Raw genomic sequence first — 22,801 nt, 5'->3', positions numbered from 1 at the left:
CTAGGCTCGCGACTCGAGCGCCGCGACATCGGCTCGCGCAGCCGCCTCGCGCCGCATCAGAATCATCGTCACGACGGCGAACACCAGCAGGCAGGCGGCGGGAATGAGCATCGGCGCCTTGACGGAGCCGCTCGTCTGTCGAACCCAGGGCACGAGATTCTGCGCGATGAATCCGCCGACATTGCCGAGCGAATTGATCGCCGCAATGCCCGCCGCCGCGCGCGCGCCGGTGAGAAACTTCGGCGGTATCGTCCAGAAGCACGGCAGCAGCAGATACATGCACGGCGCGCCCAGACACAGCGCAACGAAGCGCAATGTATTGGTCGGCAAAAACACGCTGCCGAGAAAGAACACGACGCCGATCAGCGCGGCGGCCAGCATCGCGGCCGTCGTGCGATTGCCCTTGCGCAGCTTCGACGGAAGCCAGGCGAGCACGATCGTCGCGGCGAGCCACGGCACGATGTTCAGCAGACCGTTGACCGTGTTCGTCACGCCGAAGCCCTTCACGAGCGTCGGCAGCCAGTAGCTCACGCCGTACACCGACATCGACAGCATCATGTAGTAAAGCGCCATGCCGATCACGCGCGGTTCCGCGAGCACGCGCAGCACATGCGAGCCGCTCTTCTCGACTTTCGCGGCCTGAAGGCGCTCGGTTTCGAGCGTATCGCCGAGCCACTTTTTTTCGTCGTCGGAAAGGAACGCGGCCTTCAGCGGCGACGCCGGCAGCCACAGCAGCACGACCACGGTCAGCAGGACCGAAGGCAGGCCCGTCACGATGAACACGAGTTGCCAGCCCTGAAGATCGAACCAGTTCTTGTCGAGCAGATAACCGCAGATCGGCGCGCCGACCATGTTGCCGATGCTGCTGCCGAGCGTGAAGTACCCGAGCATCCGCACGCGATGCCGCTGCGGAAACCACAGCGTCAGGTAATAGATCACGCCGGGATAAAGCCCCGCCTCGGACGCGCCGAGCAGAAAGCGCAGCACGTAGAACATCGTTGCGTTCTTCGTGAATGCGAGAAGAATGGTGACGATGCCCCACGTCAGCATGATGCGCGCGATCCAGCGCGGCGCACCGTACTTGTGCAGCATCACGTTGCTCGGAATCTCGAAGATCAGATAGCCGATGAAAAACAGCGACGCGCCGAGCCCATACGCGACTTCCGACATGCCGAGACTGCCGAGCATCTGCAGCTTGGCGAAGCCGATGTTCGAGCGGTCGATATACGCGACGAGATACAGCAAGCCGACGAGCGGCATCAGCCGCCATGCGAGGCGGTTGATAAGGCGCTGCTCATCGACATTCGCGTGCGTTGGGGAAAGCGTATTCACGGCGTCTCCTCGCTCAGCGCTGCTTGCGCCATTCCTTGTACGCCGCGAGCGTTTCCTCGTTCGGCGGATACGTGCCGCGCAGCATCGCGCCGCCTTCCACGCGCGACGACAGAAACTCCTCCATGACTTCCTGCTCGGTCGCGTCCTGCGCGACTTCCCCGGCCATGTAACGCGGCACGATCACGACGCCATCCACATCGCCGACGACGATATCGCCCGGATACACCGCCACGCCGCCGCATGCGATCGGCACGTTCATATCGACCGCGTGATGTTTCGCGAGATTGAGCGGCGCGCTCGCGCCCGCGCAGAAAAGCGGCAGGCCGATATCGCCGATCGTGCCGGAGTCGCGCACGCAGCCGTCCGACACCATGCCCGCGACGCCGCGAATCTTGAGACGCGTCGTGAGGATCGAGCCCGTCGACGCGACGCTGCGGTCACCGCGGCAATCCTGCACGAGCACGCTGCCCGGCGGCGCGCTTTCGACGGCCTTGCGCTGCGGATGATCCGGGTCCTGAAACACGCCGACGTGATCGATATCCTCGCGCGCCGGAATGTTGCGCAGCGTGAACGCCGGTCCGACCATGTTCGGCGCGCCTTTCGCGGGCTTCACGAGCGGCGCGACGCCTTGCAGGAACACGTTGCGCAGGCCGCGCTTGAAGAGTTGCGTCGTGAGCGTCGCGGTGCTGACGTGGCGCAGCAGCTCGATCGTTTCGTCGGAAATGGCGATGTCTTGTGTCGTCATGATCTTGCGCGTCTCAGTGAATGTCGGGCTCGCCGCCGGTCGCGGTCTTTTCTTCGAGGAAATCGAAATCGCAGCCCTTGTCGGCCTGCGTCACGTGCAGTTGATGCATCACGCCGAAGCCGCGCTCGAACGGACGCTTCGGCGGTTTCCATGCGGCCTTGCGCGCGGCGAGTTCGTCATCGGCGATGTCGAGATGAAGGCGGCGCGCGAACACGTCCAGCTCGACGATATCGCCGTCTTTCACCAACGCGAGCGGGCCGCCGACGAACGATTCCGGCGCCACATGCAACACGCACGCGCCGTAGCTCGTGCCGCTCATGCGCGCATCGGAGATGCGGACCATATCGCGCACGCCCTCTTTCAAAAGCTTCTGTGGAATCGGCAACTGGCCCCACTCCGGCATGCCCGGCGCGCCGACCGGGCCCGCGTGCTGAAGCACGATCACCGAATCGGCGGTGACGTCGAGCGCATCGTCGTCGATGCGCGCGGCCATGTCGGCGTAATCGCTGAACACGACCGCCGGCCCGCGATGCCTGAGCAGATGCGCTTCCATCGCCGCCGGCTTGATCACGGCGCCGTCCGGCGCGAGGTTTCCCGTCAGCACGGCGAGTCCGTCGTTCGGCACCAGCGGATTGGCGCGGCGGCGAATCACGTCGTCGTTGAAAATTTCCGCACCCGCGATGTTCTCGCCGAGCGTCGCGCCATTGACGGTCAGTTGCGAGCCGTCGATCAGATCGCCCAGCTCGGCAAGCAGCGCGCGCAGGCCGCCCGCGTAGAAAAAATCCTCCATCAGATACTTGCCCGCCGGGCGGATGTTGCCGAGCACCGGCGTCACGCGCGCGAGCGCATCGAAGCGCGCGGTTGTCAGCGGCACGCCCGCGCGTCGCGCGACAGCGACGAGATGCACGATCGCGTTGGTCGAGCCGGACAGCGCGAGCACGGTCGTCACCGCGTTGTCGAAGGATTTCGGCGTGAGAATGTCGGATGGCTTCAGATCCGTCCACACCATTTCGACGATGCGCTGTCCCGTCAGCGATGCGTGCTGCGCGTGCCGCGAATCCACTGCGGGAATCGACGCGAAGCCCGGCAGCGTCATGCCGAGCGCTTCGGCGGCGCTCGTCATCGTCGATGCGGTGCCCATCGTCATGCAATGGCCCGGCGAGCGCGCGATGCCGCTTTCCACGCCCTTCCACTCGGCCTCGGTGATCTTGCCCGCGCGCAGTTCCGCCCAGTACTTCCACGTATCGGAGCCGCTGCCGAGCGTGCGGCCGTTCCAGTCGCCGCGCAGCATCGGGCCGGCGGGCAGATAGATCGCGGGCAGGTTCATGCTGATCGCGCCCATCAGAAGGCCGGGCGTGGTCTTGTCGCAGCCGCCCATCAGCACGCAGCCATCGAACGGATAGGAGCGCAGCACTTCCTCGACTTCCATCGCGAGGAAATTGCGATAGAGCATGGTCGTCGGCTTCTGAAACGGCTCGGCGAGCGTCATCACCGGCATTTCGACGGGAAAACCGCCCGCCTGCCAGATGCCGCGCTTCACTTCCTCGACGCGCTGCTTGAAATGCGTGTGGCACGAATTGATTTCGCTCCACGTGTTGAGCACGGCGATGACCGGCTTGCCCATGTAATCGGACGCGTGGTAGCCCATCTGCGCCGTGCGCGAGCGATGGCCGAACGAGCGCAGGTCGTTCACGCCGTACCAGCGGTGACTGCGCAGTTCTTCCGGCTTCTTGCGAATCAGAGTCAAGCAGCGTCTCCTTGATGGTAGCGCTACCATTCGATGCCGACAGATGGTAGCGCTGTCATCCGCGAGCGTCGCTTGGGGTTTGTCCGGGGAATTGCGCTACTTGATGGTGAGATGAATCGACGCGATCAGCTCCGACAGTCCGAGCCAGAGTATCTCCACGCCGATGCAGAAGATGACGAACGCGAAAAGACGCATCGCGACCTGCGTGCCGGCGGTGCCGAGCAGGCGTTCGAGATGCCCGGCGAAGCGCACGCACACATAGATGCTCGCGCACAGGATCGCCAGCGCGACGGCCACGCCCGCGAGATGCACCGGCTGCAGGCCATGACGCGGCGAGCCGGTGCCGAGCGCGATGGCGACCGCGATCGCGCCCGGCCCGACGGTGATCGGCAGCGTCAGCGGATAGAAGGCCTTCGCGCGCAGCGTCGCGCCGCTTCGCGGTTTGGGCGCAGTTTCGGTGGCGTCGTCGTCATCGGGCGCCTGGAGCAGATTCCAGCCCGCCATCGCGACGACCAGGCCGCCCGCCACGCGCAACACCGGAATCGAAATGCCGAAGAACGTCAGCACGTAAGCGCCGATCGAAAGCGACGCCAGCAGGATCGCGAAACTGTTGATGCAGATGCGCCGCGCGAGTTCGGCGCGATCGTCGTCGCCGATATGCGGCAGCATGCTTAGCACGACGAGCGCGGTGGCCGGCGGATTGATGATGGGAAACAACCCGGCGACGATCACGAGTACCGTCTTGGCGAATTCGTTGAGCATGCGCGTCGTTGTCCGTTCGTCTTGGGCGTGCTGCAAGCCCGGACATTGTGCACGCGAAGTCGAAGCGCGTGCGCGGCAATCGACGGTTCAGGCGAATGGCGCGGCGAGAATCAGCGCGCATTCGGTGATAAACGACCCGAGCCCGACGCCGATCAACACGCGCGCGATGACCGTCCACACGCGGCGATCGACATTGCCCGCGCAGCGCCACGCAAGCGTGCACCACAGCAGGTACAGCACCGAGCAGATTGCGAATACGCCCAGCATGCCGGGCCAGAACCAGACGGTGAGCAGCAGAAATGATTCGGGAGCGACGCCGCTTGTCCAGAGGTCGAGATAGACGAACCACCATGCAAGGTGAATCGGCACGCCCAACAGCCACCAGACTTTCCAGAAGCGTTCTTCTCCGCGCCAGGCCTTGCGAAACATGCGTCGTCGTGCAGTGGAAGGAGGCACGCATTCTACTCCACGCGTGTCCCGCATCGGCGCGCGGCTCACGCCGACAGGCTGCGGCGCTTCGCCTCCATGCGCGTGATGAGCCGCTGCAGCACGTTCTCCGCCGCGCCCGAGAGCTGCACGAAGCGGAACCCGACGACATAGCGCACATCGCCGCGCGGCGTGGTCACGGTGCGCGGCGACACGAGTTCGAGATCGACGGGCAATGCCGCGCCCGGGCCGAGATGCAGCACGACATCGTTGAACACGGTGCCGAGCTCCGTTTCCGCGAGACGCGGCGTGTCCATGCGCAGCGCGATGCCGCCGAGCGACAGGTCATGCACTTCGTAGCGGAACGCATCGCCGTCGGCGAAAGCGCCCTTCGCGTAGAACGGATCGAGAATCGGCGTCGGCACGCGGAAATATTCGCGGCGCTGGAATTGATAGAGCTTCTCGGGAAAGGTGACCTCGAATGCCTGGCGTCCCTCGTGGGTTACGGCACGTGCGGCCAGCGTCGTGAATTCGACGCGCACGCCGTCCGGCGCGCCCTTGAAATACAGCTGACGCGCCTCGAGCAGCGCGCGATTATCCGATTCCACGCCGCCCCAGTCGAACACGATGCGCGCGCCGCGCACGTCGACTTCCAGCAATTGCGTGACGATCTGCCCTTTCCCGCTCGTGACCGTCAGCATGTCGCGGCGCTGCACCAGATTGCGCAGAACGATGGATATTTCGGATGGCGTGTGTCGCGCGAAGCGCTCGTGGTCTTCCGCGAATTTTTCGATGTCGGATGTGTGCGGCAAGGGTTCGGCGAGCATGATGGTCCAATCTAGTTATCAGTTTGGGACAGCGAACGACGACTACCTGATTTCTCATATGTTGCCCGAAAAGCAAGCACTTCAGTACGTCAGTAACGACTAGGTTTTCACGCCAATTCAGCGTTTTGCAAAGCAGCAAACGCTTTTTGCTTACGAATTGCCTTCAAAAACGACAGAGGCCGGGCGCTGCCGCCCGGCCTCGCGTGCTTCAGACTGAACGCGTCAAGCGAGCGCGTCGAACTCGCTTGTGAGCGCGCGGCGTCGCATCGGCGCGAGCGCGGCTCCGAGGCGCTCGCCCTGCGCCTCGCTGATCAGACTCGTCAGGATCTCGCCGAAGCGCGCTTCATCGACGCCCGAGATGATGTACTGCCAGCGATACGCATCGATCAGCCCCGCATGCACGCCCGCCTCTTCCTCTTCTGACAGCGCGCGGTCCAGCAGCGTGACGAAGTAGTGGGTATCGGCGGCGGCTTGGGCCTGCATCATGCCGTCGATCGCAGCGACCAGATCGATCAGATCGATGATCGCGGCATCGCGTGCGTCGTCGTCGATACGCGCGTCCTCACGCATCCATTCCAGTTCGTCGATGATCGCGTGCTGCGACTCCTCCTTCCAGTGAAACAGAAAGATGTCCTTGAAGAGCGGCGAGAGGCTCGCGTCGCTCTCCATGCTCTGCCGGTAATGCACCTGCGTGACGATTTCGACGCAACACGTCAGCGCGAGAATCGACCATGTGGACTTGCCGAGCACGAACGCGGCGACTTCGTCGGCTTGCGGAACGAAGCGATATCCGGAAGGAAGCGCTTCGGCCGCCAGCGCCTCGACGCGACGGAACAGTTCCTGATGCTTCAGCTCTTCATCCGTGAAACGAACGATCGCTTCGAGCGCGGTCTGATCGCCGAGCGCGTGATCGCGGCCGACTTCCAGCATCTTCGCGCCGACGAAACGCTCGATCATGCCGAACATGTTGGCGTACGTGCGGCCCTGAATCTGCGACATGAGCCGGCGTTCGCGCGTGTCCAGAAACGGCAGGCGGTTCACCTGGGTGAGCCCGTCGGGCATGAACTTGTGCGCGGGATCGAAATGGCGTCCGCGCAATACGTCGCGGTCGATATCCCAGCGGATGCGGCGGGACACTTCGATGCACTTCGCATAGCGTTGTTGCGTGCTGATCTTGCTGGACTGTTGCTGAACGGCTCTCATGTAGAAACTCCGGGATGACTCTGCGTCGGTGACTGCGATGAAATGTGCGCTGCACGGGCGGCGCTGCGTCGAACAGGTCGGCGTAGATTCATTCGTCGCGTCACCGTTCTGCGAGCCATTCTCGGGAGAGCCGCGCTTTCGCACATGAGGCGCATGTCCCGGTCGCGAACCGGGACATCGTGTTTTGGCGGCAAAGATGGGGGACGTGTGTCCCGAAGGGATCAGGCGGGCGCGTCGAAGCCCGCGCGACGCGCAAGCACGATCGCCTGCGCGCGATTTTCGACTTCGAGCTTCGCGAAAATGCTGGTGATGTGATTGCGCACGGTCTTCTCGCTCAGCGCGAGGCGCGCGGCGATCTGCGCGTTGTCGCGCCCGCCCGCGATCAATTCGACGATATCGCGCTCGCGCGGCGTCAGCGCGGAGAACGCGGGATCGGCCACGTGCGCCGACGGCAGGAACGCCCGCACTTCCTCGCGCCAGCGTTGCCAGGCGGCGTCGAATTCGAGCGTGAGATGGTTCTCGCTTTCGAGCGGCACGAAGCGCGCGCCCGGAATCTGCCCGGCGAGCAGGCGGCTTTCGTCGAAGGGCACGCGCGCGTCGCCGCTCGCGTGCAGCACGAGCGTCGGGCATTGCACGCGCGGCAGCAGATCGACCACGTCGATCTCGTTGAAAACGCGCATGATGCGCGCGGCATTGCCCGGCGTGGTCGTGAGGCGTTCGAGCTCGTTGAACCAGTGATGCTGCTCGGGCGTGCCGCCGGGGATGAATTGCGTCGTGAAGAACTGCCGGAACGCCGGATTCTGCTTGCCCCAGCCCATTTCGGCGAGCTTCACGAGCATTTCGGCTTCCTCGCGCATCGCTGGATCGCAGGTGCGCTTGAGCCGGCCGCGCGCGTAGCCGCCGTGCAGCACGAGATGCGTGACGCGCTCCGGATGCGCGACCGCATACGCGATGGCGATCGACGCGCCCTGCGATATCCCGAGCAGCGGAAAGCGTTCGAGGCCGCTCGCATCGACGACGGTTTCGAGATCGCGCAGCCAGGCGTCGAAGGAGATGTCGGCGACATCGTGGTCGGAGAGGCCGCAGCCGCGCTGATCGTAGCGAATCAGCGTGTGGCGGCCGCACAACTCGAGCATCAGATGGCTCCAGACCGGGCTCGTGAAGTCCAGTTCCAGATGACTGAGCCAGTTCGCCGCCTTGATGAGCGGCGGCCCGGAGCCGCAAGTCGCGTACGCGATGCGCACGCCGTCGCTCGCCGGACAAAGGCGGATCTGTTGCCGTGGCATGGACGGGCGCGGCATCATCGGCGTGAGATGTAAGTATGGACTACGTACAAAGGCGATGCCCGCGCGGCAGCCCCGCGCGATTGCTCATGCTCGCGCGTAATGGATTAGAAAGTCAAGGACGGCGCGCGCCGCGCATCTGGCTCGTCAGGTCGCCGTGTTGCACCGCGAGCGCGCGCAACGACGCGCCAAATATGCGGGCCGATATCGTTTCACGCAGCGCGCCTCGATCGCGCGTTCAGCGTTTCGCGCACAGCGGCAGCGTGGCGATGAACTGATCGATCGCTGCGAAGAGCGCCGCGCGGCGCACGCCGTCCTGCGCCTGAATCGACAAACCCGCGAACAGCGTCATGCACAACGCGGCGAGCGCCTGAACATTGGTGCGAGCGTCGAGCTCGCCATTTTCGACGCCTTGCGCGAGCCGTTGCGCGACGATCGACGCCACCTTGCGCCTGCGCTTCTGCATCTCGCTGCGCAACTGCGCGTGCTCCGCGCCGACGGACATCGCGCCCAGAAAGATCATGCAGCCGCGTGGATTCTGCGTGCCGGTAAAAAGCTCGATGCTCGCACGGAACATCGCGCGCAGGCCGTCGCGCACGGATTCGTGCGCCTGTAACTGCCTGAGCGCCGCGCCGCCTTCCGCGTCCGTGTAAAGCCCGACCGCCTCGCGGTACAAGTCTTCCTTGCTGCCGAACGCGGCGTAGAGGCTCGGCGAATTGATGCCCATTGCCTCGACGAGATCGGCCATCGAGCAGTTGTCGAAGCCCTTGGCCCAGAACACTTCCATCGCGCATCGCAAGGCCGCCTCGCGATCGAATGCGCGCGGCCGCCCGCGCGTCTTGTGCTGCGTCTCCCGCACTCCCGGCGACATGTCTCGCTCCTTGCGCATGCCAGCGATTGTCATGCGCATTGAAATTCTGAATTATGTGTCGATCGTAACAAAATAACTGGACGCCGTCATCCGGCGATGTTCAAATATCTGTATCGATCGTTACATAAATATCGGAACCTTCTTGGGAGTGTCGTCATGAAATCGACTTTGTCCGCGCTTGCCGCTGCTTTGCTGTTGATGAGCCCGCTGATGTCGTTCGCGCAAACCACGGCGACGGCGGCATCGCCCGCGCCGTATTCGGTGTTCGTCGATCAGCCTACCGGCTTCACGTTCGTGAAGATGCCGTCGGGATGGAAGTTCGTCGGCGCGGTGTCGAAGGAAGATGCGCAGCATGTGCCGGCCAGCGTGCTGACGTCGGTGTTGCCTGGTGACTCGGCGCGTGCAATCGATACCGCATCGGTCAAGTAAGCGTCACGCTTCGATGCGCCGCTAATGCCGTCGATAGGCATCGAGCAGCCCTTGCACGATGTCCGCCGAAACGTAATGCGGCCCATCGAAGAGATAGGTTTTGTAACCCCGGTATGCATCGATCTGCGGCTTTAGTTCGTCCACGGTCGCCGATCGAAATCCGCCGCCCACTTGCGGCCGGAACGCCTCCGCGATGATCCGCACGCGACGCCGCCCGAGCTTCGCCGCAATCTGGTCCGCATACTCGCGCGCGACGTGCGGCTCGCGCGCATACACACCGCAGCCGTCCTGCAGCAACACGCCCACATCGCGCGGCAGCCACTGATCGAGCCATTCCGCGAGCGCCGCGCCACCCACGTTCGCGCGATCATAAACGCTGATCCACAACGGCCGCGGCAACGCATCGAGCATCGTGCGCAGCGCGCCCGCGTTCTGCCAGGTCGGATCGATCTCGACGGGAAAGTAGTAACCGGTCACATGCACGGGCGGATGCGCCTCCGCGAGCCGCATCGATTCGACGACCAGTTGCGCCACATTCGCGCGCGCCGCCGCTTCGTCGAAACGGCCCGCGAGTCCGACGATCACGTTGCGCGCCCACGGCTCCTGCCCGATGCGATCCCAGTCCGGCATCTTCGGCGCCGCGCTCAACCCGGCGCCGGGCACGAACGCGATGCCATCCACCGCCGTCCATTGCACGATGAGTTCATGCGCGCCGAGCCGGTCCCAGTCGCCGCGCGGATCGGCGTGCGCGTTGTCGGGCTGCCAGACGATGCCATCGACGAGACGCATGCGCGCGGCATCGGCATGAGCCGAAGCCGGAGCGAGCGCGAGGCAGCACGCAATGACGAGGACGGAGAATAGGGAAGACATCAGTACGAGAATACCGCGCCGAAAAACACGCCTTTCGCGCGGTCGTCGCCCGCGACGCGGAAGCGATACTGCACCGCCACATCCACGAACGAGCGCGGCGCGTCATACGGACCGCCACGGAACCAGTAGCGCGCCGCCACGCCCGCGCCGATGCCCACCGGCACGCTGTGATCGACCGCCGAATCGTAGTCCATGCCGACGACCGCATGCGGAAACACCGTCAGGCGCGGGCTCACCGAGTCGACGCGATACGTGCGGCCCAGACGCGCGTTCGCGGTCGCGTAGGTCGAATCGTTCTGGATGTAATGGCCCGCCTCGCCGTACACCGTGCCCGTCCACCAGCTCGGCACGTCGAGCCTGCGCGTGTCGCCGAAGCCGTTCGAATACGCGGCGCGCGCGAGCCAGTCGGAGCGCACGTCCGAGCCGATCGGCAGAATCTTCTCGATCGCGAAAATCGCATTCGCCGATGCGAACGGCTTCACGCGCGCGCCGATCGCCGCCTGCAACGTCGATGCCCCCGACGGACCGCCGCCCTTCACGCCGAAGTTCTCGTAGCCGCGCGCGTACACCTCGAACATGCGGTCGCCGAGACTGCCGAACGGACGCCAGTACGCCTCCGCGCCCGCCTGCCAGTTGTTCGACACGCCCGGCGTCGGTGCGAACGCGAAACCTTGCTGCGCACCGCTGCCGCGATAGTTCACCGACGCGCTGAAGCCCCAGTTGCGCGTCGCTTCGGCGTGCGCCGCGCGCGCGTCGTTCAGCGCTTCGGGCGTGAGCGCCTCGCCGGCGGGCGCATCCGCGCTGTGGTCGATCGCGCGTTCGAGGTACTTCACGCCTTCCTCGTTGCGACGCAGGTTGAGCGCCGCGTAGCCGGCGTCCGCTTCCGCCGATGCGGGCAGCTTGCCCTCGCGATCGGCACGCGCGAAGTAATCGAGCGCGAGCGCGCTGTCGCCCGCGCGCTGCGCGATGAACGCGGCCTGCGTGTCGGTCATGGAATCGAGCAGGTTCGCATCGATCAGGGCGCGCGCTTCGTTCGAAGCCTCGCGCGTGCGGCCCGCCGCCGCGAGCGCATCGATCAGCGCAATGCGCGGCTGCGGATCGTCGGGCACTTCGGCAATCGCCGTGCGCCAGAAACCGATGGCCGCGCCGCGATCGCCGCGACGTTCGGCAAGACGCGCTCCGCGTGTCGCGGCGAGCGCGGGATCGTGCGCGTAGACATCGCACGATGCGCCGAACTGGTCTTCGCGGCACTCGAATGTCGGACGCGCGCGCGGATCGATTTGCGCTGTCTGCGTCGCGGCCAGCCGCAACATCGTTTGCGCGCGATGGCGGCGTAACGTGATCGCGGCGTCGGCGTCGTCGGGCGTTTTTGTCGCGACGGGCGGCAGCGCATCGAGCGCCGCCTGCGCGTTGCCTTGCGCGAGCCGCACGTCCGCGACGATCGTGCGCGCGACGCGGGCATCGCGGTTCTTTCGTCCGTCGTTCGCCTCGATCGAAAGCGCGTGCGCGAAGTCGGCGTCCGCGTCGCCGCCACGCGCCGCGCGGGCATAACCACGCAACGCCCAGGCAAGCGCATCGTCACGATCGATTGCGATTGCATCGCTCGTCGCGGCTTCCACGCCCGCGAGATCGCCGCGCGCGAACAATATCTCGATGAGCTGCATGCGGAAATCCATCCGCGCGGGCGCATACATGACCGCCTTGCGCGCGAATCCTTGCGCCGCGTCGAGATCGCCGCGCCCGCGCGCCGCATACGCGGACTTCGACGCATCCGGCGCGAGCCGGTCGCCGATGAAGCGCCGCCGCTCGCGCAACGCGTCGTTGTCGCCGAAGCGCGTCGATGCATCGACGGCGGCGTCGTAAGCGGCGGCATCGTCGCCGGATGCGGCGAGCGAATCGATCAGCAGATAGCGCAGACGCTCGGCCTGCGGCGCGAGGCGCACGGCTTCGCGGCTTTCGGCCGCCGCCGACGCGTAATCCTTCTTCGCATAATCGCGATACGCCGCGCGCGCCGCCTTCAGCGCCGGCTCCGGCAAATCGCTAGGCACGCCGCCCGCACCGCCCGACGCAATCAGAATATCGATCTGTCTGCGCCGCGCGCTCAGCGAAGGCGACGGACCGAGCTGCGCGATGGCTTCGCTGAGCACACGGCTCGCCTCTTTCAGACGCCCGCGCGCCGCGAGCGAATTCGCAAGCAGCAGACGCAGTTCCGCGACGTCGGGCCGCTGGCGAATCGCCTCGCGCGCGCCGGCGATGGCATCGGCGTAACGATGCTCGCCGTACGCCGCGAACGCCTCGCGCGCCACGCGATACGCCGCGCCGCTCAAAGGCAGCGGCAAGGTCTCGTCCGCACGCGACGCAGCCGCGGCGCACAACGCGAGCGCGGCGCACAACGCAACGCGAACACGCGAGCTCATCGAATGCCGGCCCGCGCGAGGTAGCGGCGGCGCTGCTCCGCGACCGCGGCGGTGAGCGCATCGGAGGTGATGATCCGCTCCGCCACCATGTAATCGCCGATGCGTCCGTGCCGCTCCGGCCGATAGTCCCGCAACGCGGCCTCGAACGCGCTGCGCGTGACGAGCCCCATCTCGATCATGATGTCGCCGAGCAAAGGCACGCCGCTCGCGGCCGTGGCATCAGAAAGCGCGGGCGACGCATCGTCTTCGGCATCGCCCATATGGACCGGCATGCCGACCGCGCGCAGCATCCGCAGGCCCGCCGCGATCTCGCTCTCGCGCACGATATGCAGCGCGACCGGGCCGCCCGCCGTCGCGCGCAATTCGGCGAGCGACTCATCGTCGAGCAGGCTCGCGCAGACGAACACGGCGTGCCCGTTCGCATCGATGCCCTGCGGCAGCGCGCGCAGCCGCACGAGCGTCTCGGGCGTCGCGATGCGCGTCAGGTCCATGCGCGCCGCATCGAACCGGCCGCGCGGCAGGTCCGCCTGAAACGCGATCGCTTCGGCAAGCGTTTCTTCGTCGAGCCAGCCGCGCGTGATGAGCACACGGCCGATCGGCGCTTCGCGCGCGTGATCGGTCTGCCGCGCTTCTTCCAGCCGTTCGGGCGCGATCGCCTGCCACGAAACGAGCAGTTCGCCCAGATCCTGACGCGTGTCGCGCAGGCCTTCGTTGCTGGGAAAATCGTGCATCGTCTTGTCCCACGCGAGCCGCCGCCCCGTCACCATATGCACGATGAAAAGCCGCCACGCGCGCGCCACCGCCATGAAATTGATGATGTTGCTGATGACCATGCGCGGCACCGACAGCACGCCGTGCTCCCAGCCGTAGAGCCGCGTCGTGAAGATGATGCGCTGCGTGACGCGCAACACGAGCGCGACGGAGTTCGCGGCGAGCAGCGCCTGCAGCCAGACCGAATCGATGAACGGCGACGGGAAAAAATCGCGCGCGAGACCGAAATACGAAGCCGTGGCGAACAGCATGAACTGCACGGCGAGCAGATACGCGAACATGCCGACGAACGCCGTCACGACGCCCTTGCGGTCGCGCATCAGCAGATAGCGGTTCGCGAGCGATCCGCTCCAGCCCGTCAGCGCCCAGCCCTGCAAGCCGATGCCGAGCGTCCAGCGCGCGCGCTGCCGGTAGGCGGTGCGAAACGTGTCGGGGAAGAATTCGCGCACGCACAGCGGCATCGTCAGTCTGATTTCGCGCTCGGGGCCGAGGCCGAACCAGCCCTTGCGCCGCGTAGTGAATTCGACGGGAAAGAGCGGAAAGATCGACTGCATGCCGAGCCGCGTGATGCGCGTGCCGATGTCGTAGTCCTCGGTGAGGCTTTCGGTGTTGAACGGCTGCTGCTCCGTCTCTTCGACGAGCGTGAGAATCGCGCGGCGCGAGAAACACGTGCCCACGCCCGCCGACGGCACCGCGCCCGCAAGGCTCTCGCGCACGACGAGATCCTTCGCGTGCCATTCGGCGAACTCGTCCATGTACGTGCCCGCGACCAGCTCGAACCAGTGCCGTTCGAGCGACGCCACCGGCAACTGGATCATGTCCTTGCGCGGCAGGAGATAGTTGAAGAACTTCAGTTCGACGGGATGCAGCACGTCTTCGCTGTCGTGCATCACGATGCCCGCGAACTCCATCCCCGCTTCGAACTCGTGATGCAGGATCGCCTGCACGAGCCAGTTGAGGCAGTCGGCCTTGCACGTCGGGCCGTCGTGCGGCACTTCCACGCGATGCAGATGTTTATAGCGATGCCGCATGCGCTCCACTTCGGCGATCGTCGCGGCATCGTTCTGATACGTGCCGACGAACACCGTGTACGCGCGATAGTCGAGCACGCGCACGAGATCCTCGATCATCGCGGCGATCACGTCGTCCTCTTGCCACGCCGGCACCATGATCGCGATGGGCTGTTCCTCACGCGCGTAGAGCTGCTCGACGGTGAGCGGCGCATAGCGGCGCTCGACCGTCACGCGCCGCCAGAGCTTGCGCGTCCAGTACCAGATGTCGATGAAGAGATCGTCCAGGCTCGAAAGCAGGATGATCGCCGCGACCGTCGCGGCCACGTATTCGAGTCCCTGGTAGTACTCGGCGAGCAGGAGCTCGCCGTACCACCTGAGCGCCTCCAGCATCACGCGCGATCCTCGTCGTCGCCGGCGCGCGCGTTGCGATGTCTGCGGCGCGCGTGGCCCGCGAGCGCGATCAGCGCGAGCAGCAGGACCACGAGCACGGCCGGAATGCCCCAGCGCGCCCAATGCCGCGTGACCCAGTCGGCGCTCGACGCGGGCTCGTCGGTCATCTCTTCCGGATTGACCGTGTCGAACTGTTTGAGCACCCCGCTGCCGTCGACCACGGCGATATTGCCGCGCGAAAGCTGCAGCTTGTCGGTCAGCACCGGCGCCGCGCCCGCCGATCGATACACGAGGCCGCTCTCGCCGCCCGCGCTCGCGACGCTCACCACCGCGACGCGCGAGAGCCCGGACATGTCGAGCAGCGTGTCGCCCGCGGGCGATGTCAGCGAAAGACGCTCGGCCGAATACACGGCGGGATTCTTCTCGTCGGCGAGTTTGACGTCGGCGGCGAGGAACGGGCCGTCGGGCTGCGCCGCCGCGTCTGCCGCGCTCACCGCGAATTTCGCCGAGACCGGCGCGATGCCCGCCGCGCCGGTCAGCACGGCGAGGCGCGGCACGCTGTTCAGGGCATCGTCGAGATAGGCGCGCGGCACGTATACCGTCGCCGACGACGCATAGCGCGCCGCCATGCCCGCGAAGGTGTTGTCGGGCGTCCCTTTCGCGAGACGCAGATGGCTCGACGGCAGCACGGCGACGGGATACGTCTGGCGCGCCTGGCAGCCGCCGTCGGGCTGGCGGCGGAAGGTCACGCGCAGATCGTTGGTGCGCGCGAGCGCGTAACGCGGAATCGGCGCGACGAGACGCTGACGCGCGCCATCGACGTTGATGAGCTTCGCGCCGATCATCACGTCGTTGAAGTACACGGTGGCGGTCGCGCCGCCGTTGGAAAGCGTCGGCGATGCCGCGAGATCGAGCACCACCTGCTCCGGCAAGCGGCCGTTGCCGGACGCCGCGGCGAGGTCGAAACGCGCATCCCAGGACGCGGCCGTTTGCACGTCGACGCTGCGCGGATCGCCGCCGAGATCGGACAGCGCGATGGTGTCGCCGCGCGTTTGCTGCGCCACGTCGATGCGATGCACGACCACGCGGTTCGATACGTCGATGGGACGCCAGCCGTGCGCGAGCGCGCCGATGCCGCGCGTGTCGCCGACGACGATCATCGCGCGGCCGCCCACATGCGCGACGCGCACTTCGCCCGGCGCGAGCGGCGCGGTCAATTGCGACGCGGTCTGCCTGCGCCATGCGTCGAAGGCGGCGAGCGCATCGCCCGATGTGCTCGCGACCTGCGCGCGCAATGCGTCGAGCGCGCGGTCGATGGCTTTGCGCATCGTTTCGTCGGCGACGACCACGTCCGGGCCGAACGCCGCGCGCGCGCCGAGCGCGACGAGCGCGCCGAGTTCCGCGTCGTCGGCGATCGCATGTTTGCCGCCCGCCGCCAGCGCGGCGAACGCGGGAACGCTACGCAGCGGCGCGGGCACGTCGAGGCCCGCGAGATCGACCGTATCGCCCACGGATGGAAGCGCCTGCATCACGGGGCGTTTTCCATCGCGTTGCAGCAGCGCATCGGTGCGCCAGGCGGTGTCGAATGCGTTCGTCGACAGCTTGCGGCCCGACACCGCGAGCACCGGCGCGTAAGGCAGCGCGCTCCATGCGGTGCGCAGGTCCTGCACGTCGGCGGGATTGAAGCGGAACGTGAGCCGCGTCGTAGGATCGACGCGCAGCACGTTGCCGATGGCCGTCTGATCCGCGCACTCGCCCTGGCTGACCACCGACGCGAAGCCGAGGCCCATGCGCACGAAACCGGTGGAACGCGCCGCGCCAGCGACGCCGAGATTGACCGACACGCCGCCCGCATCCTGCGTGAACGCGCGCGCGAGCACCGGCGAGCCATCGAGCGAAACGAGCATCGTCACGCGGCCGCCGTCGCCGCGCACATAGCCGCCGTCGAATTGCAGTGCGGCGTCGGTGATCGGCACGCCGGCGGGCACCGGCAGGAAGAACTCGCGGCGCGTGTCGGGCGCGTTGAGCGTCACGCTTTCGATGAGGCCGAGCTGTCGCAAGGTCACGGTGCGCGTTTCCGGCACGTCGGCGCCGAGCCGTCCGAGCGCGCCAGCGATGCCGGTGTCCGTCGTGGCCGCGCCGAAGGCTGCATGCTGGAGACCCGCGAACAGCGCGATTGAAGCCAGAACGGCACGCAGGCCGCGCCGCTTGAAGATGTCGTTGACCAAGTTGATGACTCGAAGTTGACGCAACGTGCCGGGATGGCCGCGAAGGCACATGCACGTCGCGCGACAGGCTATGCGTGTGCAGCCGAAGGACTACGCGAATGCCTCGCGCGTGACACGCGCCGCGTCTTTCGTTGCGCGCGGCGTGACGGGTCGGAATTCCTCGAAGGGGCGGCCCGCGAGCGCCGCGACGATGCGCGCCGAGGCTCGTCCATCGCCGTACGGATTGACGTTGCGGGAGAACGCAGCACGTGCGTCCGTGTCGTCGAGAAGCAGATGCACCGTCGCGGCGATGGCGTCGCTGTCCGTGCCGACGAGCACGGCGGTGCCCGCGTCGATGGCCTCGGGACGCTCGGTGACCTCGCGCATCACGAGCACGGGCTTGCCGAGCGCAGGCGCTTCTTCCTGCACGCCGCCGGAATCGGTCAGCACGAGCGTCGCGCGCTGCAGGAGCCGCACGAAGCCGAGATAGTCCTGAGGCTCGATGAGATGCACATTGGGCGCGCCGCCGAGCGCGCTGATCACCGTTGCACGTACGTTCGGATTCAGATGGACCGGATAGACGATCTGCACGTCGCGACGCTTCGCGAGGCGCACCAGCGCCGCGCAGATATCGCGCAGGCCGCGGCCGAAACTCTCGCGCCGATGGCCGGTGACGAGAATCAGATGCTTCGATGGATCGAGAAACGGAAAGCGCGCATCGAGCGAGCGGCGCAATGCGTCCTGCGAATCGATGCGCTTCGTGACGGAGTGCAGCGCGTCGATCACCGTGTTGCCGGTGACGAACGCGCGTCCGTGCAGCGTTTCCTTCACGAGATTCGCATGCGAACGCGAGGTCGGGACGAACATCATGTCGCTCACGACATCGACGAAGCGCCGGTTCATTTCTTCCGGCCACGGGCTGCTCATGTCGCCGGTGCGCAAGCCCGCTTCGACGTGCGCGACAGGCACCTGCCGGTGAAACGCGGCGAGCGCGCCCGCCGTCGCGGTGGTCGTGTCGCCATGCACGAGCACGCGATCCGGCTGCTCCTTCGTAATGACGTCATCGATCGACGCAATGAGGCGCGAAGCCAACCCGTTCAGGGTCTGGTTCTCCGACATGACCGCGAGATCGTGATGCGGCGTGATGTCGAACAGATCCAGCACTTGCTTCAGCATCGAGCGATGCTGGCCGGTCACACACACGACGGAACGAATACCGGGTTCCGCTTCCAGCGCCTTGACGAGGGGCGCCATCTTGATGGCTTCGGGCCGCGTTCCAAAAATGGAAAGTATCGTTTTTCGCTTCGTGTTCATTAGGTCCCGGCGATTGCACAATCTTTAACAATTTCGATTGTATTCAGGCGCTTAGAACCTAAAGACAACTAAAATGTAAAAAAGTCTAACGAGAACGTCATGCTAGCAGTTGGCGAGCTTTTGTCCATAGTTGAGCGGCGTTTTTTACCTAAACAGTTAGCTTTCCCAACATCTGAAGTAGCGGCAGGTGGTGTATTTCTTCCTACGAAAGATCGCCTGCATTCGTATCGATTTCGATATCGAGCAGCGCCGAACTCATCGACTTGCCGTGCGCGTCGAGCGCGAGCGAACGCGTGACGCCGCCGCCGAGCGCATGACCGAGCACGAAGTTGAACGCGCCGAGATGCGGCAATTCGTGGCGCACGACATCGCCTTTCACGACATCGGCGAGATGGGCTTTCACGCGCTCGGACGTGAGTGCTGCGCGCAGATGCGCGTAGTGCTTCGCGTCGAAGCAGATCACCGATACGTTCAGCGTGTTGCCTTTATCGCCGGTGCGGCCGTGCGCCAGTTCACGCAGTTTCATCGCTTGCCTCCACGAATTCGAAAACGGGTTTCACATGCTCGCGCGCGAGCAGCACGGACTGCACGGCGATGACTTCGCGCGTCGCCTTCGTCACGCCGCCGCCGCCCGCCGGGCCGTTGGTGTAGAGCGTTTCGACCTCGTTGCCGATGCGCGCCGCTTCCTTCGCGTTCGATACGCGGCCCGCGACGCGCGCACGCACTTCGTACGGTTCGTCGTGCTGAGAAGCGAGCGTGTCGCCGTATAGCGCGTTCACGCCGATCAGGTCGAAGCGAAGCTCGCTCGTATCGACGCCCGTGATCGCGAGCCGCTCGCGCACGATATCGAGCGCGAGCCGCGCGCGTGTCACCGCGCCCGGACCGCCGTAGGAAATCTGGCCTTCGCCGATGTAGCCGTCGGCATAGGCGACGGAGACCTTGAGCGTATCGGTGCGGGGTTTGCCGCATCCGCCCGTCACACGCACACGGTCGTGCGATTCCTGCATCACGCGCACCTGCGTGAAATCCGCGACCACGTCCGGCTGAAAGTAACGGCCCGGATCGTGAATCTCATAGAGCAGTTGCTCCTTGCAGGTCGCTTCGGTCACACAGCCGCCCGCATGCAGCACCTTCGTCACGACGACCGCGCCGTCCGCGCTCACTTCGCCGATCGGAAAGCCGAGACGCGCCAGATTGCCGACGTCCTTGTAGCCGGGATCGGCAAAGTAGCCGCCCGTCACCTGCCCCGCGCATTCGAGCAAATGACCGACTACGGTCGCCTGCCCGAGCGTGTTCCAGTCGTCCATCGACCAGCCGAACGCGTGGATGAGCGGCGCCGTGAACAGCGATGGATCGGCGACACGTCCCGTCAGCACGATATCCGCGCCCGCCGCGAGCGCATCGACGATCGGCGCCGCGCCGAGATACGCGTTCGCCGAGACAATGCGGTCGGCATACGCGCTCACATCGTCGCCAGATTCCTCGAAACGCAGCCGCGATTCGAGGACGGCATCGAGCACGTCGTCGCCGGTGACCGCGGCGATCTTCAGTCCATGCAAGCCGAGCTCGCGTGCGATCTGCGCGGTCTTGCGGGCCGCCGCGCGCGGATTGGCCGCGCCCATGTTCGAGACGATGCGCACGCCGTTCTTCACCGCGACCGGCAGCACCGCGCGCATGCGCGCTTCGAGCAGCGGGTCGTAGCCGAGTTCGGGATCGTTGCGGCGCGACTGCTGCGCGATTGCGATCGTGCGTTCGGCGAGGCACTCGAACACGAGATAGTCGAGCGCGCCGTGCTCCGCGAGTTCGACGGCGGGCTCGATGCGGTCGCCCGAATAGCCCGCGCCCGCGCCTATTCTGATGGTGTCTTTCATGACGTCGTCCGGTATGGATTAAAGCGGAAACACGCCCAGCACGACGCACGCGATCGTCATGACGATCGACGCGCCGAACAGCAGCGGGAACGTGAACTTCTGATGATCCGCGAGATCGATGCCGCACAAGCCGACGACCAGAAACGTCGCGGGCGTGAGCGGACTCACGGGGAAGCCGGTCGTCATCTGCCCGAGCAGCGCGGCCTGGCCGACATGCACGGCGGGCACGCCGAGTTGCGACGCCACTTCTGCGATCACCGGCAGCACGCCGAAATAGAACGAATCGGGATCGAAGAGCATCGAGAGCGGCATCGACAAGAGGCCGAGCACGACCGGAATGTGTCCGGCCATCGCGGGCGGCACGAAGCCGACAGCCGCCTGCGCCATCGCCTTCAGCATGCCGCTGCCCTGCATGATGCCGGTGAACACGCCCGCCGCGAGCAGAATGCCCGCCATCATCAGCGCGGCGCGCGCGTGGGCATCGACGCGCTTTCTTTGCATGTCGACGTTCGGGTAATTCACCATCAGCGCGATGCACAGGCCGACCATGAACATGATCGCGGGCGGAATCTTCTCGCCCATCACGACCATCGTGCCGAGCACGACGATCGTCAGCACGATGTTGAACCAGAAATTCTTCGGGCGGCGCAGCGCCTGTTCCTCGGGCGTGAGTTCGCGCTTGGGCAGCGGGATCGAACCGCTGGCGCTCGAATAACCGAGGCGCTTTTCCTCGCGGCGTCCGAGCCACCACGCCATGCCGAACACGAACACGAGGCCGATGATCTGCACCGGAATCAGCGGATTGAACAGCGCGGAAATCGGCAGATGCAGCGAGGCGGACGCACGGATCATCGGCCCGGTCCACGGCAGGAAGTTGATGCCCGCCGCCATCGACACAGCCGCCGCCAGCACGCGCTTGTCCATGTTCAGGCGCTCGTAGAGCGGCAGCATCGCGGGAATGGTGACGAGAAAGCACACGGCGCCGGAGCCGTCGAGATGGATCAGGAGCGCGAGCAGCGTCGTGCCCATCACGATGCGCGTCGGTTTCGTGCCGACCGCGCGCAGGATGCGGTCGATGATCGGATCGAGCGTGCCCGCATCCGTGATCGTGCCGAAGTAGAGAATCGCGAACACGAACATGCCGACGACCGGCGCGAGGCTCTTCAGTCCGTCGATGACGAACTTGCTCGTCGAGAGGCCGAAGCCGCCGATCAGCGACGCCGCGATCGGCACGATGATGAGCGCGACGAGCGGCGACATGCGCTTCGAGAGAATCGCCCCGAGCAGGACGACGATGGTGGCGAGGCCGAGCAACGGCAGCATGAACTTGTCTCCGAATATTGTCTTTTGATGGAGTCGAGAGTAAGTTCGAAGCGGCGATAACACAATTGAAATGATTTGATCGCAGCTATCACAAACCATAATGGATCTGAATCTTCGCGATATCCGCGCGCTCGTCGCGGTGGCCGAGGCGGGCAGCTTCACGCGCGCGGCGGAACGGCTGCATCTGTCGCAGCCCGCGCTCACCGTGCAGATACGCCGGCTGGAAGATGCGGTCGGCGCGCGGCTCTTCGATCGCAATAGCCGCAATGTCGCGCTGACGCCGACCGGGCGCGAGTTGCTGCCGCTCCTGCGCAAGTCGTTGCGCGACATGGAGAACGTGCTGCGCGATGCGCGCGCGATGGGCGAGGGGGAAAGCGGCACCATCCGCATCGCGTGCCTGCCTACCTTCGCGGCGAGCGTGTTGCCCGAACTGATCATCGGCATGAAGCGCGAAGTGCCGCGCGTCGTGTTTCAGATTCGCGATGTGGTGGCGAGCACCGTGAATGCGCTCGTGCGCAACGAAGAGGCGGATATCGGGCTGACCGGCGGCGATGTGCTCGACCCGATGCTCGAAGTGCTGCACGCGGGCGTGGACCGGCTCGTCGTGGTGTGTCCGAAGGCGCATGCGCTCGCGAAGAAGCGGCGCATCGGCCTCGCCGATCTCACCCGCTCTGCGCTCGTGCTCACCGCGCCGGGCACGAGCGTGCGCGCGGTGGTCGATGCGGCGCTCAGCGAAACGCGCGAAGCGCTCGATATCGCGTGCGAGCCGACCTACATGATGACCGCCGTCGCGATGGTGCGCGGCGGTCTGGGCGTGACGATCCTGCCGGAAACCGCGCGCGAGGTGCGCGCCGAGCCGGGGCTCGTGGTGAAGGCGATCGACCATCCTGCGTTCGTGCGGCCGATCGCCATCGTGAAGAAGCGCGGCAGGACCTTGCCCGCCGTTACGGAGCGCTTCGTCGAACGCATGCGCGCGACGATGAACGCGCCCCGCTGAACC

Annotated in this window: 19 protein-coding genes; 2 read left to right on the top strand and 17 right to left on the bottom strand. The window is 65.8% G+C overall.

The genetic code is table 11. From position 1 onward, the window contains the following. The 9 genes from IAG25_RS05085 to IAG25_RS05045 all read right to left on the bottom strand — a co-directional run bounded on the left by IAG25_RS05085 (position 1) and on the right by IAG25_RS05045 (position 9,196). On the bottom strand, positions 1–1,260 hold the full coding sequence (locus IAG25_RS05085) for an MFS transporter (protein ID WP_187604479.1): 1,260 nt from the start codon (positions 1,258–1,260) through the stop codon (positions 1–3). 85 nt (positions 1,261–1,345) lie between these two features. Beyond that, positions 1,346–2,077: a ribonuclease activity regulator RraA gene (locus tag IAG25_RS05080; RefSeq protein WP_035504464.1), complete on the bottom strand. Its 732-nt coding sequence runs from the start codon at positions 2,075–2,077 to the stop codon at positions 1,346–1,348. A gap of 13 nt (positions 2,078–2,090) precedes the next feature. Beyond that, entirely contained in the window at positions 2,091–3,854 is a 1,764-nt protein-coding gene (araD, locus tag IAG25_RS05075) for an L-arabinonate dehydratase (RefSeq protein ID WP_187603870.1), read from the bottom strand. Positions 3,855–3,920: 66 nt separating this feature from the next. Then, on the bottom strand, positions 3,921–4,586 hold the full coding sequence (locus IAG25_RS05070; protein ID WP_187603869.1) for a MarC family protein: 666 nt from the start codon (positions 4,584–4,586) through the stop codon (positions 3,921–3,923). An 87-nt stretch (positions 4,587–4,673) separates the two neighbouring features. Next, a complete protein-coding gene (locus tag IAG25_RS05065; protein WP_187603868.1) occupies positions 4,674–5,015 on the bottom strand; it encodes a hypothetical protein in 342 nt (113 codons plus the stop codon). 65 nt (positions 5,016–5,080) lie between these two features. Next, positions 5,081–5,839: a flagellar brake protein gene (locus IAG25_RS05060; protein WP_187603867.1), complete on the bottom strand. Its 759-nt coding sequence runs from the start codon at positions 5,837–5,839 to the stop codon at positions 5,081–5,083. A gap of 222 nt (positions 5,840–6,061) precedes the next feature. Beyond that, the gene (locus IAG25_RS05055) at positions 6,062–7,042 is read right to left on the bottom strand and encodes a hypothetical protein (RefSeq protein WP_187603866.1); all 981 of its coding nucleotides are present in this window, start codon (positions 7,040–7,042) and stop codon (positions 6,062–6,064) included. A gap of 221 nt (positions 7,043–7,263) precedes the next feature. Next, a complete protein-coding gene (locus IAG25_RS05050; protein ID WP_187603865.1) occupies positions 7,264–8,346 on the bottom strand; it encodes an alpha/beta fold hydrolase in 1,083 nt (360 codons plus the stop codon). A gap of 217 nt (positions 8,347–8,563) precedes the next feature. Continuing rightward, positions 8,564–9,196 carry a TetR/AcrR family transcriptional regulator gene (locus IAG25_RS05045; RefSeq protein WP_187603864.1) on the bottom strand — a complete coding sequence of 211 codons (633 nt, stop codon included), beginning with the start codon at positions 9,194–9,196 and terminating at the stop codon, positions 8,564–8,566. 156 nt (positions 9,197–9,352) lie between these two features. Between IAG25_RS05045 and IAG25_RS05040 the strand changes: the two genes are divergently transcribed. Beyond that, positions 9,353–9,625, top strand: a complete 273-nt coding sequence (locus tag IAG25_RS05040; protein ID WP_187603863.1) for a hypothetical protein — start codon at positions 9,353–9,355, stop codon at positions 9,623–9,625. A 21-nt stretch (positions 9,626–9,646) separates the two neighbouring features. Here the strand turns inward: IAG25_RS05040 and IAG25_RS05035 are convergent, their stop codons facing one another. From IAG25_RS05035 to IAG25_RS05000, 8 genes are all read right to left on the bottom strand, one after another. Then, a complete protein-coding gene (locus tag IAG25_RS05035; protein ID WP_375336499.1) occupies positions 9,647–10,495 on the bottom strand; it encodes a hypothetical protein in 849 nt (282 codons plus the stop codon). Next, positions 10,495–12,912 (bottom strand): NfrA family protein, encoded by a 2,418-nt coding sequence (locus IAG25_RS05030; protein WP_187603862.1) that lies wholly within the window; start codon positions 12,910–12,912, stop codon positions 10,495–10,497. The genes IAG25_RS05035 and IAG25_RS05030 overlap by 1 nt, the downstream gene beginning before the upstream one ends. Continuing rightward, positions 12,909–15,086: a glycosyl transferase family protein gene (locus tag IAG25_RS05025; protein WP_222946416.1), complete on the bottom strand. Its 2,178-nt coding sequence runs from the start codon at positions 15,084–15,086 to the stop codon at positions 12,909–12,911. The genes IAG25_RS05030 and IAG25_RS05025 overlap by 4 nt, the downstream gene beginning before the upstream one ends. Further along, positions 15,086–17,314, bottom strand: a complete 2,229-nt coding sequence (locus IAG25_RS05020) for a cellulose biosynthesis cyclic di-GMP-binding regulatory protein BcsB (RefSeq protein WP_187603860.1) — start codon at positions 17,312–17,314, stop codon at positions 15,086–15,088. Before IAG25_RS05020 ends, IAG25_RS05025 begins: the two co-directional genes overlap by 1 nt. A 90-nt stretch (positions 17,315–17,404) precedes the next feature. After that, positions 17,405–18,607 (bottom strand): non-hydrolyzing UDP-N-acetylglucosamine 2-epimerase, encoded by a 1,203-nt coding sequence (gene wecB / locus IAG25_RS05015; RefSeq protein ID WP_187603859.1) that lies wholly within the window; start codon positions 18,605–18,607, stop codon positions 17,405–17,407. Positions 18,608–18,809: 202 nt separating this feature from the next. Then, positions 18,810–19,133 carry an AtuA-related protein gene (locus IAG25_RS05010; RefSeq protein ID WP_187603858.1) on the bottom strand — a complete coding sequence of 108 codons (324 nt, stop codon included), beginning with the start codon at positions 19,131–19,133 and terminating at the stop codon, positions 18,810–18,812. After that, positions 19,120–20,478, bottom strand: coding sequence for an acyclic terpene utilization AtuA family protein (locus IAG25_RS05005; RefSeq protein ID WP_187603857.1), 1,359 nt, complete (start codon positions 20,476–20,478; stop codon positions 19,120–19,122). The genes IAG25_RS05010 and IAG25_RS05005 overlap by 14 nt, the downstream gene beginning before the upstream one ends. Before the next feature lie 18 nt (positions 20,479–20,496). Then, positions 20,497–21,801: a CitMHS family transporter gene (locus IAG25_RS05000; protein WP_187603856.1), complete on the bottom strand. Its 1,305-nt coding sequence runs from the start codon at positions 21,799–21,801 to the stop codon at positions 20,497–20,499. Between the two features lie 100 nt (positions 21,802–21,901). Between IAG25_RS05000 and IAG25_RS04995 the strand changes: the two genes are divergently transcribed. Beyond that, the gene (locus tag IAG25_RS04995) at positions 21,902–22,798 is read left to right on the top strand and encodes a LysR family transcriptional regulator (RefSeq protein WP_187603855.1); all 897 of its coding nucleotides are present in this window, start codon (positions 21,902–21,904) and stop codon (positions 22,796–22,798) included. Positions 22,799–22,801: the final 3 nt, after the last annotated feature.

The sequence above is a fragment of the Caballeronia sp. EK genome, assembly GCF_014384845.1.
GTDB lineage: Bacteria > Pseudomonadota > Gammaproteobacteria > Burkholderiales > Burkholderiaceae > Caballeronia > Caballeronia jiangsuensis.
The sequence above is the reverse complement of the archived record's forward strand: the minus strand, read 5'-3'. Positions and strand labels throughout refer to the sequence as shown.